Source organism: Kitasatospora sp. NPDC088783, from assembly GCF_044750705.1.
In the GTDB taxonomy this organism is placed as follows: Bacteria; Actinomycetota; Actinomycetes; order Streptomycetales; family Streptomycetaceae; genus Kitasatospora; species Kitasatospora fiedleri.
Genome location: NZ_JBIVKJ010000001.1, coordinates 132,193 through 144,624, shown reverse-complemented (window position 1 = coordinate 144,624; position 12,432 = coordinate 132,193). Strand labels below are relative to the sequence as shown.

The window sequence follows — 12,432 nt, the reverse complement described above, 5'->3', positions numbered from 1 at the left end:
CACCCGCCCGAAGGAGAGCCATGACAGCCGAAGCCCCCGGCCGCCGGCCGGTCGATTTCGCCACCCCGGTCGAAGGGCGCTCGCTCGACGTCCGGTGGATCCACGGCTCGGTCTCGGCGAAGCACGACACCGATCCCGAGATCCAGGTCCACCACTACGACGCCCACACCGTGATCCTGCGCCAGAACATGGCGGTCAACTACGAGGCGCCGTTCCTGTTCCTGCTCTTCGGGAGCGACCGGGCGGTGCTCCTCGACACCGGCGCCACCGCCGAACCCGCGTACTTCCCGCTGCGCCGGGTGGTGGACGAGCTGGTCGCGGCGTGGTGCGCGCGGCACGGCCGGACGGCCGGACCGGGGCGGGAGCCGTACGAGCTGGTGGTGCTGCACACCCACGGGCACGGCGACCACGTCGCGGGCGACCCGCAGTTCGCCGACCGGCCGGACACCGTGCTGGTCGACGCCGGGCTGGAGAGCGTCACCCGGTACCTGGGGCTCGGGCCGGACCCGGACCGGCCGGTGCCGCTCGACCTGGGCGGGCGGGTGCTGGAGTGCCTGGCCAGCCCCGGGCACCACCCGGCCGCGATCACCTACTACGACCCGTACACGGGGTTCCTGCTCACCGGCGACACGGTCTACCCGGGGCGGCTCTACATCCAGGACTGGGACGCCTACACCGCGACGCTGGATCGGCTGATCGACTTCGCCCGGACCCGCCCGGTCAGCCACCTGCTGGGCTGCCACGTCGAGATGACCGACGAGCCGGGGGTGGACTACCCGATCCGCACCGTCCACCAGCCGTCCGAACTCCCGCTCCAGCTGCCGGTCGAGCGGCTCCTGGACATCAGGAAGGCGCTGACCGAGGTGGCCGGGCGGCACGGCCGGTTCCCGTTCGCCGACTTCGTCCTCTGCCACGGGACGGGCTGACCACCGCCCGAGCCGACCACGGCCCGGCGCCCCGGGCCCGAGCACCCGAGCTTCCGAACCCCCTAGCCCCCTAGCTCCCTAGCTCCCAGACATGAACAGCGCTCATGGATCGGGGGCGGCCATCGACGCCGCCCCCTGCCCGGGGGAGTCACCCGCGCCGTAGCGTCCTGGCACGTCAACTCCCCCTCCCCTCCGGAGCGTTCCGCCATGTCCGTGCCCTTCCGCGCCGTCCACCAGATCGCCCGCCCGAGCGGCCGGCCGACCGCCGACCTGTTCGCCTTCGTCGACGGCACGCTGCCCGCGCCCGCCGCGGGACAGGTGCTGGTGGAGAACGCCTACCTGTCCGTCGACCCGTACATGCTCGGCCTGATGGGCGGCGGCGAGGGCGGCTACCCGCTGCACGCCCCGCTGGAGGGGCGGGCGGTGGGGCGGGTGGTGGAGTCCCGTTCGGCGGCGCTGCCGGTGGGCACGCCGGTGCTGCACCGGCAGGGCTGGCGCACCCACGCGGTGCTGGCGCCCGAGCAGGCGCGGGTGCTGCCCGAGCTGCCGGGCGTGGCGCTGAGCGCGCACCTGGGCGTGCTGGGCGGCACCGGCCTGTCCGCGTACGTGGGGCTGACCCGGATCGCGCGGTTGAAGCCGGGCGAGGACCTGTTCGTCTCGGCGGCGGCCGGCGGGGTGGGCACGGCGGCCGGGCAGCTGGCCCGGCTGCTGGGGGCCCGGCGGGTGGTCGGCTCGGCCGGGAGCCCGGCCAAGACCGCTTTCCTGACCGGGGAGTTGGGCTTCGACGCGGCCTTCGACCACCACGCCGGGCCGGTGGCCGAGCTGCTGGCCGGGGCCGCCCCGGACGGCATCGACGTGTACCTGGACAACGTCGGCGGCGAGCACCTGGCGGCGGCGATCGGCGCGCTGCGCGAGTTCGGCCGGATCGCCTGGTGCGGGGCGATCGCCCAGTACGGGGCCGCCGCCGCGCCCGCCGCCCCGCACAACCTGTTCGACCTGGTGGCCCGCAGCATCCGGCTGGAGGGCTTCCTGGTCCGCCACCACCTGGACGCCCAGGAGGAGTTGTACGCCCTGCTGGGCCCGCAGCTGCGCTCCGGCCGGGTGCTCGCCGCGGAGACGGTGCTGGACGGATTCGACCGCACCGTCGAGGCGTTCCTCGGCGTGCTGGCGGGCGCGAACACCGGCAAGATGCTGGTGCGGATCTGACGGTCCGTCAGTTCGCCGGTCCGGCCAGCCGCAGCTGCTCGTCCTCGACGATCCGCACCGCGAGCGCCCGGTCGGAGATGTCGACGGCCTCGGGGGCGGCCTCGGCGAGGTCGCTGCGGCGGGCGTAGCGATCGAACAACTCGGCCTTGCCCTTGAGCAGTTCGACCAGCCGCCGGTCCAGGCTGTCGGTGGCGAGCAGCCGGTGCACCCGGACCCGGCGGATCTGGCCCATCCGCTGGGCGCGGGCCACCGCCTGGTCCTCCAGGGTGGGTGTGAGCTGCGGCTCGCACAGGATCACCACGTTGGCGGCCTGGAGGTTGAGGCCGAGCCCGCCGGCCTGGATCTGGCAGAGCAGCACGGCGTGCCCGTCCGCGGCGGTGAACGCGTCGACCAGCCCCTGCCGCGCCTCGGCGGGCAGCGATCCGGCGACGGTGCCGGCGACGGCCGCGCCGAGCGCCCCGTGGACGGCGGCGAGCACCTCCCGGAAGTACGAGAAGACCACCACCTTGTGCCCCGACTCGGCGGCCTCGGCGACGAGTTCGCGCAGCCGTCGCAGTTTCGCCGAGTGCGCGGGCGCGGCGTACGCGGCCCGGCGCATCGCCATGAAGTTGCCCTCGGCGACGGCGGCGGCGTACGCGGCCCGGTCCGGACCGGAGAGCTCGTCCCACTCGTCGACCCGCACCACGTCCGGCAGTTCGGTGAGCACGTCCTGCTGGTTGCGGCGCAGGTAGGCGGGGGCGACGGCGCGCCGGAAGGCCAGCGGGCCGAGCGCGCCGAGACCGGCCGGGAGGTCGGCGAGCAGGTCGGGCTGGAGGTGGCCGATCAGGGTGCGGAACTCCTCGACCCGGTTCTCCATCGGGGTGCCGGTCAGGAACAGCACGTGCTCGGTGCGGGCGGCCCACTCGGCGACCAGCCGGGTGCGGCGGGCGGCCGGGTTCTTCACGAAGTGCGCCTCGTCGACGACCAGCGCGTCCACCGGGTCGGCGGCCAGGGCGCGCAGCGACTCGTAGGTGGCCACCAGCACGCCGCCGCCCGCCAGCCAGCGCTCCCGGGCGGCCTCCCGGCCGGGGCCGTGGTAGCGGTGCGGGGTGAGCACCGTCCGCTCGGCGGTCTCCCGCTGCCAGTTGACCAGCACCGAGGCCGGGCAGACCACCAGGAAGCGGCGCGGCGCCCCGTCGGCGGCCAGGTGGGCGAGCACCGCCAGCGCCTGCACGGTCTTGCCCAGGCCCATCTCGTCGCCGATCACCACCTTCCGGCGGGCCAGCGCGAACCGGGCGCCGAACGCCTGGTAGCCGCGGAGCGAGACGGTGCAGCCCCGGTCGTCGAAGGGCTGGGCGCGGACCTGCTCGGCCAGGCCGTCGGGCAGGTGGCCCTCGGCGGCGGCCCGGCCGTCGGTGGCGGTCGGACCGGCCAGTCGGCCCTCCTCGGCGAGCAGCGCCAGCTCGGCGTAGAACTCGGCGGCCCGGTGCTCGAACTCGACCCAGACCTCGACCTCCCCCGCGGGCGGGCGCAGCAGGTCCGCGGACGCCTGGGCGAACCGCAGCGCCACTCCGTCCGCCTCGGCCCGCTCCCCCTCCCGCGCCAGCGACTCGACCGCCTGCCAGGCCAGTTCGCGCTTCTGCGCGCCGACCAGCAGCCCGCGCAGCCGCCCCCGGGCGTACTTCGCCTCGGCGAGCGGGGCCCGGTAGCGGTCGTCCAGGTCGGCGGCCTCGGCGGCGGCCCGCCGGGCGGCGGGCCCGGCCAGCACCAGCCGGTGCAGGGCGGTGATCAGCGCGGTGGCCGCCGCGTCGGGGTGCGCCGGGTCGAGGCGGACGGCGGTGCCCTCCTGCACGGCGGCGGCGATCTGCCCGGCGGCGCCCAGCAGGTGGGCGGCGGTGGGGCCGCCGATGCCGGGGACGCGCAGCAGGTCCTGCCGGGTCGCGTCGTGGACCGCCGCGACGGTGGTGTAGCCGGCGGCGCGCAGGGTGCCGGTCTGCAACCGCCCCTCGGTGACGTCCTTGAGCCGCTCGACCGGGATCGCCGCCAGCTCGGCCCGCACCAGCCGCTCGAAGATCAGCCCGTGGGCCAGTGCCACCTCGGCGACCGCCGCCGCGTGGTCCGCGACCAGCGCCCGCGCCGCCGCCCGCTGCCGCCCGGCCACCGCGAGGACCTCCCTGGCCCACCGCCCGCTCCGTCCCGCCACCTGCCGCTCCTCCGCGCTCACCACTCGCCCGGCCGCCCATCCTGGCACCCGCCACCGTCGCCCGGGGCGGCGGCGGGGGGCCCGGGGCCGGGCGCGGGTCACGGGCGGCCGGGCGCGGGGGCCGGTGCGGGGTGCGGGGCGCGGGGGCGGCGGGGCAGCAGGAACGGGGTCCCGAGCATGAGCAGGCCCGCGGTGGCGAGGGCGGTGCGGGGGCCGGTGGCGTGCGCGAGCAGGCCGCCGAGGGCGGTGAGCGCGGCGGTGGCGGCCTGCTGGCCGATCGACCAGGCGGTCAGGGTGCGGGCCAGCAGGTGGGCGGGGGTGCGTTCGAGGCGGTGGGTGGCGAGCACGGGGGTGTAGAGGCTCATGTGGACGACGATCGCCAGCTCGACGGCGATCACGGTGAGCAGTCCGGGCAGGCCCGGGCGGACGAACACCAGGCCGATCAGCCAGACGGCGCGCAGGGTGCCGACGGTCCGGAAGACCGCGGGGCGGCCGTAGCGGGCCACCACCCGGTGGGCCAGCCGGGAGCCGAGCAGGCCGCCGAGGCAGGGGGCCGCGAAGGCGAGGGCGTACTGCCAAGGGGGGAAGGCGAGTTGGCGCAGCAGCAGGACGGCGAGCAGCGGTTCGGTGGCCATGATCAGGCCGGAGACCAGCAGGTTGTTGAGGTACAGCGCCCGCAGTTCGGGGTCGCCCAGCAGGTGCCGCCAGCCGTCGAGCACCCCGCCCGCCCGGACCGGGCCGGGGCCGCCGGGCCGGGGCGGCGGCGGCTCCTCCCGGCCGCCGATCGCGGCGATGCCGAGCGCGGAGAGCAGGTAGCTGACCGCGTCGGCCAGCACGGTGACGACCGGCCCGAACGCCCCGATCGCGGCCCCGCCGAGCGGCGGGCCGATCGCGATCGAGCTCCAGTTGGTCGACTCCAGCCGGGAGTTGGCCACCAGCAGGTCCTCCGGCCGGACCAGCGCCTTGAGGTGGGCGCCACTGGCCGCGTTGAACGCGATCTTCGCGGCGGCGACCACCACCGACACCAGCAGCAACTGGCCGAACCCGAGCAGGCCGAGCGCGTACGCCGCCGGAACGCTCGCCATCGCCGCGCACCGGGCCAGGTCCGCCGCCACCATCACCGGCCGCTTGCGCCGGAACTCCACCCGGGGCGCCAACGGCACCGCGACCAGCGCCCCCACCGCCGGTCCCACCGCCGACAGCACCGACACCTCGGCGGGCCCGGCGTGCAGCACCAGCACGGCGATCAGCGGCAGCGCCCCGAACCCCAGCCCGGACCCGTACGCACTGACCGCGTACGCCGCCCACAGCCGGTCGAACTGCCGCCCCAGCGCTCTCCTGCCCACCCGGCCGCTCCCCGTCGCACACACCACCGTTGACCGGGGAGAGCCAAGCAAGCGGGGCAACCGCAGGTCAAACAACCAGCACGCGCCCCCTCCACAACCATGTGTTGTCTCCCAGGCCGATCGAGGGCCGAATCCACACAGACACCTACCGGTGACTTTTCGTCACGTTCCCCTCTCCGCTCGTAACCGCCTGTGGCCGGCCTGGACCGCACCCACCCCGCCGCGCACCGAGGGAGAAGCGCCATGGTCCCGCCGGAACGAGTCCTCCACCCCGACCGCTCGGCACGGGACCTCTTCGGCTACCAGCTGCGCAAACTCCGCAAGCAGCGCGGCCCCTCCCTCGCGATGCTCGCCGACGAACTCCGGCGCGGGAAAACCGTGATCGCCGACGTGGAGACGGCGGACCGGCCGATCCCGCTCGAACTGCCGGACGAACCGGACCGGTCCTTCCGGACCGGCGGCCTGTTCGCCCACCTGTTCAACCTCTCGCTCCGGCAGAGCTTCCCCACCGCACCCACCGGCCCGAGGCCCGATTCGTTCGGGTGCCGGGCCGGGGCCGTGTGCGGGCTTCCCGTCGGCGCGGACGGGGTCAGGGCAGTTCGAGGACGTCGGCGAGCCCGGCCTCGGTGAAGGCGGCGAGCAGCGGCTCGCGGCCCTCGGTGAAGTGGGCCCAGCCGTCGTAGTGGACGGGGACGACGCGGCGGGCGCCGAGGATGCGGGCGGCCCGGGCGGCGCGGGTGCTGTCGAGGGTGAGCAGGGCGTTGTCGAGGATGCCGACGCGGGCGGCGCCGGCGAACAGGACGGCGGTGTCGACGGGGCCGACCCGGTCGGCGATCCGCTGGACGACGTCGAGCGAGGCGTTGTCGCCGCTGACGTAGACGACGGGCAGGCCGTCGCCGGTGAGGACGAAGCCGATCACCTCGCCGACCAGTGGTTCGCTGCCGTCGGGGCCGTGCTGGGCGGGCACGGCCGTGATGGTGACGGGCCCCAACTCGACGCGCTCCCAGGGGGCGAGGCCGCGGGCGGTGCCGCCGAGGCGTTCGGCTCCGCCGCGGGTGGTGAGGGTGAGCGGGACGTCGGCGAGCAGGGCGCGCCCGCCGTGGTCGAGGTTGTCGGGGTGCTCGTCGTGCGAGAGCAGGACGGCGTCGACCGGTCCGAGGGCGGCGGGGTCGACGGTGCCCGGGAGGGTCTTGGTGAGGAACCGGCCGTCGCCGCGCGGGTAGTCGCCGGGGGCGTCGAAGGTCGGGTCGGTGAGCAGGCGCAGGCCGCCGTACTCGATCAGGGCGGTGGGGCCGCCGAAGACCCGGACGGGAACGGTGGGCAGAGCGGGGACAGCGGTCATGGCGCACCTCACGCGACGTCAGTTCCCTCACGGGAAAACTGGATTTTCTCCGTGAGGAGAATCTAGCGACACCTCACGGAGAACGGCAAGCTTTCCCGTGAGATCGAGAGAGGGGACGGCCACCTCCCACCGCGGATCGATCAGTCGACATATCAACCTCCACACCCCTCCTCACGGCCAATACCGGCCTTTACCATGAGGGACATGAGCCCGACCACCTCCGCCGCCCCCACCGCGCCGCCGCCCGCGCCCGGGGCCGAGCAGTACCCGGCGCTGGACTTCGCCAACTCGCTCCTGGCCCTCCCGGCCGGGCCGCTGGACCTGCTGGCGGCGCCCGGACCGGCCTCCGCGTGGCTGGTGGAGCACGGGCTGGCCCCGGAGGGCGGGCGGGTGCTGGAGCCGTGCACCGTCCGGCTGCGGACGTTCCGGAACGCGGTGCGCGAGCTGCTGGACGCCGCGGTCGCCGGGCGGCCCGCCCCGCCCGGGGCGCTGGCGGCGGTGAACGGGGCGCTGACCGCGGCCCCGGCGGTACCGCTACTGCGCTGGGACGCCGAGCGGGGCCTGCACCGCAGCCCGCCGCACCCGGCCGACCGGATCGCCGACGGGGCGATGGCCCGGCTCGCCGCCGACGCCGCCGAGCTGCTCACCGGCCCGGACGCGGCCCGGCTGGCCCGCTGCGGCGGCACCCCGTGCACCCGGTTCTACGTCCGCACCCACGCCGCCCGGCACTGGTGCTCGACCCGCTGCGGCGACCGCGTCCGGGCAGCCCGCGCCTACGCCAGGAAGCGCGCGGCGGAACAGGGCTGACGGGCCGTCGGGGAGATGCGGGGACCCCGGCCGGCCCGCAGGCCGACCGGGGTCCGCTACCGCCGTCCGCCGTCGCGTCAGTGCGCGGCCGGGAAGGTCGGGTACTCGACGCCGGAGACGTGCTGGACGACCCGGACGACCTGGCAGGAGTAGCCGAACTCGTTGTCGTACCACAGGTACAGGATCGCGTTGTCGCCCTCGACCTTGGTCGCGCCCGCGTCCACGATCGAGGCGTGCCGGGAACCGATGAAGTCGCTGGAGACCGCGTCGGGCGAGTCGATGAAGTCGATCTGCCGCTTGAGCGGGGAGGTCAGCGAGACGTCCCGCAGGTGGTCGAGGACCTCCTCGCGGGTGGTCTCGCGGGCCAGCTGGAGGTTGAGGATGGCGATCGAGACGTCCGGCACGGGGACGCGGATCGAGCTGCCGGTGATCTTCGCCTTGAGGTCCGGGAGCGCCTTGGCGACGGCGGAGGCGGCGCCGGTCTCGGTGATCACCATGTTGAGCGGCGCGGAGCGGCCCCGGCGGTCGGCCTTGTGGTAATTGTCCAGCAGGTTCTGGTCGTTGGTGAACGAGTGGACGGTCTCCACGTGGCCGCGCAGCACGCCGTACGCCTCGTCCATCGCCTTGAGCGGCGGCACGATCGCGTTGGTGGTGCAGGACGCGCAGGAGATGATCCGCTCGTCCGGCTTGACGGTGTCGTGGTTGACGCCGTGCACGACGTTCGGGACGTCGCCCTTGCCCGGGGCGGTCAGCACGACCTTGGCGATGCCGGGGCGCAGGTGCTTGGACAGGCCCTCGCGGTCGCGCCAGCGGCCGGTGTTGTCGATCAGGATGGCGTCGTCGATCCCGTACGCGGTGTAGTCCACCTCGCTCGGGTCGTTCGAGTAGATCACCTGGATCGCGTTGCCGTTGGCGACGATGGTGTTGGTCGCCTCGTCCACGGTGATGGTGCCCTGGAACTGGCCGTGGATGGAGTCGCGGCGCAGCAGCGAGGCGCGCTTGACCAGGTCGTCGCCGCCGCCGTCGCGCACCACGATGGCGCGCAGCCGCAGGCCGCCGGCCTTCTCGACCAGCAGGCGGGCCAGCAGGCGGCCGATCCGGCCGAAGCCGTACAGCACCACGTCGCGCGGGGCCTGCCGCTCGATCTTGTGGGCGCCGGTCGCACCCGACACCGCCTCGGCGGTGAACTCCGCCACGGACAGGCCGCGGTCGTCGGCGCGGTGGGCGGCGACGAGCAGGCCGAGGTCGATCTGGGACGGGCCGAGGTCGAGCGAGGAGAGGGCCCGGAGGAAGGGGAAGGTCTCGGTGATCGAGAGTTCCTCGCCGGATATCTGGCGGGCGAAGCGGTGCGTCTTCAGGATGCTGACCACCGACTTGTTCACCAGGGAGCGGCTGTGCAGCAGGACGGTGACGTCCCGCTCGCGGTGGAGCCGTCCGATGATCGGGATCATCGTCTCCGCGAGCTCCTCGCGGTTCTTCCAGTCCGTGAACACGTCGTCGTTGACAGTCACAATTCAACTTTCGGGGGGTGGGCCGAGCTGAGGGTCGGCCGGTTCTGAGGGTTGGCCGAGCTAAGGCGCGCCCCATGCTAGCTTCGGCTTCCGCGCCCGCCCGGTGCCGCTCCCCCCGGCCGCCCGCGCCCGCCCGCCCCCGGGCGGCCCACCGGGCGTGACGGCCGCCACACCGCCCTCCGGCGGCGGCCGGTCGGGCCGGACGGACCACCGGACATGACGGCCCGTCAGTTGCCGCCCGGACGGTCACAGGACGTGACAATAATCACTTGGGTAACATTAGTCACTCCCGTGAGTGACGAGCGGTCAGTTTCCGGGACAACGGGCCCGGTTTACCGGCAGAGTAGGAGTTCCCGGCCGAGGCCAGGCCGCGCAGGTCGGGCCCGCCGCGAGCGACGGGACGACTACCCATGGGACATGAGGCCTTCCAGCGGGCCGCACTGGTGTTCACCCTGTTCGACACCAACGGGAACGGGGTGCTCGACGTCGAGGACTTCGACCTGATGACGGAGCGCCTGCTGACCGTGGCCGACGACTCGCCGGCCGCCGACCGGCAGGCGCTCGCCGACAGCCTCAGCCGCTACTGGCAGGTGCTGGCGGAGACGCTGGACACCAACCGGGACGGACTGATCAGCCCGGAGGAGTTCCGCGGCTTCGTGCTCAACACCGAGCTGTTCGGCGCCACCGCCGCGGCCTTCGCCGACGCGCTGGCCGTCCTCGGCGACCCGGACGGGGACGGCCTGATCGAACGGCCCCGGTTCCTCTCCCTGATGACCGCGATCGGCTTCGAGAAGCCCAACATCGAGTCGCTGTTCGACGCCTTCGGGCCGGACGCCGAGGACCGGATCACCGTCGGCGTGTGGGCCGAGGGCATCCGCGACTACTACTCCCCCGAGAAGACCGGCATCCCCGGCGACCAGCTGGTCCCGGAGACCTTCTGACCCGACCCGCCGCCCCGACACCGGAACGTCCCCTCCGACACCGGAACGTCCGCACCGACGCCGGCCCCGCCGGCGCCGGCGCCAGCCACGCCGCCGTCCAGCCGGGTACTCGGCACCCCGAGTGCCCGGCCGGACGGCGGCCGGAACCACCCGGCCGCCGACGCCTCCCGCACCACCTCCCAAGGAGCCCCGCAGTGACCGCACCCCTCATCGCCCTCGCCGTCGGCCGCGGCACCGGCCCGGACCTCGCCCCCGTCTTCGAGCGGGTGCTCGACCGGATCACCCGGCTGCACGGCCGACCGGTCCGGGTGGAGCGGTCACCGCGCACCTACCACTCGTACGTGTCCCTGCGCGCCGAGGCCGCCGGCACCGCGGAGATCGCCGCGCTCACCGAGCAGGACGCCGCGCACTACGAGCGGTTCTGCCGCGACCAGGCCGCCGCCGGGGCCCGGGCGGTCTTCCGCACCGCGATCAACGCCCAGTCGCTGTACCTGGTCCGGCAGCGGCTGGCCGCCGTCAAGGTCGAACCGCTCACCGCCGGGACGGCCCGGCTGCTGCTGGTCCGCGACCAGGCCCAGGGCTTCTACACCGGCGAGAACCTGCACACCCCCGGCAGGGTGGTGCGCACCATGGAGTTCAGCCGCGACGTCACCGAACAGGTGGTGCGCTACGCGGTGCGCCGCGCCCGCGAACTGTGGGCCGAGGGCCCCGCCCGGGTGCAACTCGCCTACAAGTACCACCTGCTGGACGGGGCGCTGGATGACTGGGCGGAGGGCCTGTCCGCCGAACTCGGCCTGGACGTCGCCCTGTTCCAGCCCGACACGGTGAACCGCAACCTGATCGCGCACGGCCCCGAGGACCGCACCCTGCTGGTCGCCGGCAACGAGTGGGCCGACATCATGCACGTCGTCCTGCTCGACCGCTACGGCTCCGAGCGGCAGGAGAACCGCTGCACCGAGAACGTCCACCTGCACCCGGAGCTGGCCGGACTCACCGAGTACCAGACCGTGCACGGCTCCGCCGACGACCTCGCGGGCCGCGACCTGGTCAACCCCGTCGCCACCATCCGGGCCGCCGCTCGGATCGCCGAACGGCACGCCGACTGCCCGGGCGCGGAGGCCGCCGTGGAAGCCGCGATCACCGCCGCCCAGGCCGCCGGGGCCCGCACCCCCGACCTCGGCGGGACGGCCGGGACCACCGCGGTCGTGGACGCGGTCCTTTCCGCCTTTGCAGGAACGTTCGTGCCGAGCCCGGCCGGAGCCGCCGACGGTGCCACGGCCGACACCGCTGCCGCGCCGGCGGGCTCCCGATGAACGCTGAGGGCGCGGCGGGCGCTGAGGGCGCTGAGGGCGCTGAGGGCCCGGCGAGCGCTGAGGGCGCTGAGGGCATGGCCGTCGCGGTGCCCGGGGCCCGGGACGACCGGGACGACCGGGACGACCGGGGGCCGGACGCCTCCGCCGGGACGGCGCTGGTGGTGGTCGACCTCCAGAACGACTTCTGCGCGGGCGAGGTCGCCGCCGCCCGCTTCCCCGGCGACCCCGCGCTGCTGGCCCGGGCCGTCGAGGGCAGCGTCCGCGCGGTGCGGCTGGCCCGGGAGGCGGGCGTCGAGGTGCTGTTCGTCCGCTTCCTCGGCGACCCCGCCTACCAGGGCTCGGCCTGGCAGCGCCGGGACGCCCGGCTCGGCAAGCGGCCCAAGTGCCTGGAGGGCAGCTGGGGCGCCGAGTTCCACGGCGTGCGGCCCCGCCCCGAGGAGGCGGTGTTCACCAAGCGCGCCTGCTTCGACACCTTCCAGGACCCGGACTTCGAACCCCACCTGCGCCGCCGCGGCCTGCGCCACCTCGTCCTGGCGGGCCTGTTCACCGACGTCTGCGTGGACTCCACCGCCCGCACCGCCTTCCAGCGCGGCTTCCACCTCACCGTGCTGCGCGACTGCACCACCGCCCTGCACCTGGCGGACGCCGACATCCTGCGCTTCATGAGCCGGGTCTACGGCGCGCGGATCACCGAACTGGACCGCCGGCCCTTCACCGAACTCACGGAGTTCCCCGCCTTCCCCGACCCCGCCGAGCCCGCCGAGCCCGCCGAGCCCACCCGTCCCGCCGGTGCCACCGGCGCGGAGCCGGAGCAGACCGGGGCCGCAGCGACCCGGCGGTGACCACTCCCGCCCGGCC

Annotated in this window: 11 protein-coding genes; 7 read left to right on the top strand and 4 right to left on the bottom strand. The window is 74.8% G+C overall.

Features of this window, described 5'->3' with window-relative positions; genetic code table 11:
• Window positions 1-20: 20 nt before the first annotated feature.
• On the top strand, window positions 21-926 hold the full coding sequence (locus ACIP60_RS00650; protein ID WP_400678677.1) for an MBL fold metallo-hydrolase: 906 nt from the start codon (window positions 21-23) through the stop codon (window positions 924-926).
• A 207-nt stretch (window positions 927-1,133) separates the two neighbouring features.
• Window positions 1,134-2,132 carry a zinc-binding dehydrogenase gene (locus ACIP60_RS00645; RefSeq protein ID WP_400678676.1) on the top strand — a complete coding sequence of 333 codons (999 nt, stop codon included), beginning with the start codon at window positions 1,134-1,136 and terminating at the stop codon, window positions 2,130-2,132.
• Window positions 2,133-2,139: 7 nt separating this feature from the next.
• Here ACIP60_RS00645 and ACIP60_RS00640 read toward each other — a convergent pair whose 3' ends face one another.
• Both ACIP60_RS00640 and ACIP60_RS00635 read right to left on the bottom strand, forming a co-directional pair.
• Window positions 2,140-4,314 carry a DEAD/DEAH box helicase gene (locus ACIP60_RS00640; protein ID WP_400678675.1) on the bottom strand — a complete coding sequence of 725 codons (2,175 nt, stop codon included), beginning with the start codon at window positions 4,312-4,314 and terminating at the stop codon, window positions 2,140-2,142.
• Window positions 4,315-4,412: 98 nt separating this feature from the next.
• Window positions 4,413-5,660, bottom strand: a complete 1,248-nt coding sequence (locus ACIP60_RS00635; protein ID WP_400678674.1) for an MFS transporter — start codon at window positions 5,658-5,660, stop codon at window positions 4,413-4,415.
• A gap of 243 nt (window positions 5,661-5,903) precedes the next feature.
• Between ACIP60_RS00635 and ACIP60_RS00630 the strand changes: the two genes are divergently transcribed.
• Window positions 5,904-6,290: a helix-turn-helix domain-containing protein gene (locus ACIP60_RS00630; protein WP_400678673.1), complete on the top strand. Its 387-nt coding sequence runs from the start codon at window positions 5,904-5,906 to the stop codon at window positions 6,288-6,290.
• On the opposite strand, the gene ACIP60_RS00625 is transcribed toward ACIP60_RS00630, so the two are convergent.
• A complete protein-coding gene (locus ACIP60_RS00625) occupies window positions 6,250-7,002 on the bottom strand; it encodes an MBL fold metallo-hydrolase (protein WP_400678672.1) in 753 nt (250 codons plus the stop codon). The two genes, ACIP60_RS00630 and ACIP60_RS00625, sit on opposite strands and share 41 nt — an antisense overlap.
• A 195-nt stretch (window positions 7,003-7,197) precedes the next feature.
• Between ACIP60_RS00625 and ACIP60_RS00620 the strand changes: the two genes are divergently transcribed.
• Window positions 7,198-7,809, top strand: a complete 612-nt coding sequence (locus tag ACIP60_RS00620; RefSeq protein WP_400678671.1) for a CGNR zinc finger domain-containing protein — start codon at window positions 7,198-7,200, stop codon at window positions 7,807-7,809.
• 77 nt (window positions 7,810-7,886) lie between these two features.
• Here the strand turns inward: ACIP60_RS00620 and ACIP60_RS00615 are convergent, their stop codons facing one another.
• A complete protein-coding gene (locus ACIP60_RS00615) occupies window positions 7,887-9,320 on the bottom strand; it encodes a glyceraldehyde-3-phosphate dehydrogenase (RefSeq protein ID WP_400678670.1) in 1,434 nt (477 codons plus the stop codon).
• Window positions 9,321-9,730: 410 nt separating this feature from the next.
• On the opposite strand from ACIP60_RS00615, the gene ACIP60_RS00610 reads away from it, so the two are divergent.
• The 3 genes from ACIP60_RS00610 (at window position 9,731) to ACIP60_RS00600 (ending at window position 12,416) form a co-directional block, all read left to right on the top strand.
• Complete coding sequence (locus tag ACIP60_RS00610) at window positions 9,731-10,261, top strand: EF-hand domain-containing protein (protein WP_400678669.1); 531 nt, start codon at window positions 9,731-9,733, stop codon at window positions 10,259-10,261.
• Between the two features lie 194 nt (window positions 10,262-10,455).
• A complete protein-coding gene (locus tag ACIP60_RS00605) occupies window positions 10,456-11,574 on the top strand; it encodes an isocitrate/isopropylmalate family dehydrogenase (protein WP_400678668.1) in 1,119 nt (372 codons plus the stop codon).
• 74 nt (window positions 11,575-11,648) lie between these two features.
• Window positions 11,649-12,416 (top strand): cysteine hydrolase family protein, encoded by a 768-nt coding sequence (locus tag ACIP60_RS00600; protein WP_400678667.1) that lies wholly within the window; start codon window positions 11,649-11,651, stop codon window positions 12,414-12,416.
• Window positions 12,417-12,432 lie beyond the last annotated feature (16 nt).

Excerpts from the sequence above, each read along its gene's own strand:
- ACIP60_RS00650 (WP_400678677.1), top strand. The coding sequence starts at position 21 with ATGACAGCCGAAGCCCCCGGCCGCCGGCCGGTCGATTTCGCCACCCCG.
- ACIP60_RS00645 (WP_400678676.1), top strand. The coding sequence starts at position 1,134 with ATGTCCGTGCCCTTCCGCGCCGTCCACCAGATCGCCCGCCCGAGCGGC.
- ACIP60_RS00630 (WP_400678673.1), top strand. The coding sequence starts at position 5,904 with ATGGTCCCGCCGGAACGAGTCCTCCACCCCGACCGCTCGGCACGGGAC.
- ACIP60_RS00625 (WP_400678672.1), bottom strand. The coding sequence starts at position 7,002 with ATGACCGCTGTCCCCGCTCTGCCCACCGTTCCCGTCCGGGTCTTCGGC.
- ACIP60_RS00620 (WP_400678671.1), top strand. The coding sequence starts at position 7,198 with ATGAGGGACATGAGCCCGACCACCTCCGCCGCCCCCACCGCGCCGCCG.
- ACIP60_RS00610 (WP_400678669.1), top strand. The coding sequence starts at position 9,731 with ATGGGACATGAGGCCTTCCAGCGGGCCGCACTGGTGTTCACCCTGTTC.
- ACIP60_RS00600 (WP_400678667.1), top strand. The coding sequence starts at position 11,649 with ATGGCCGTCGCGGTGCCCGGGGCCCGGGACGACCGGGACGACCGGGAC.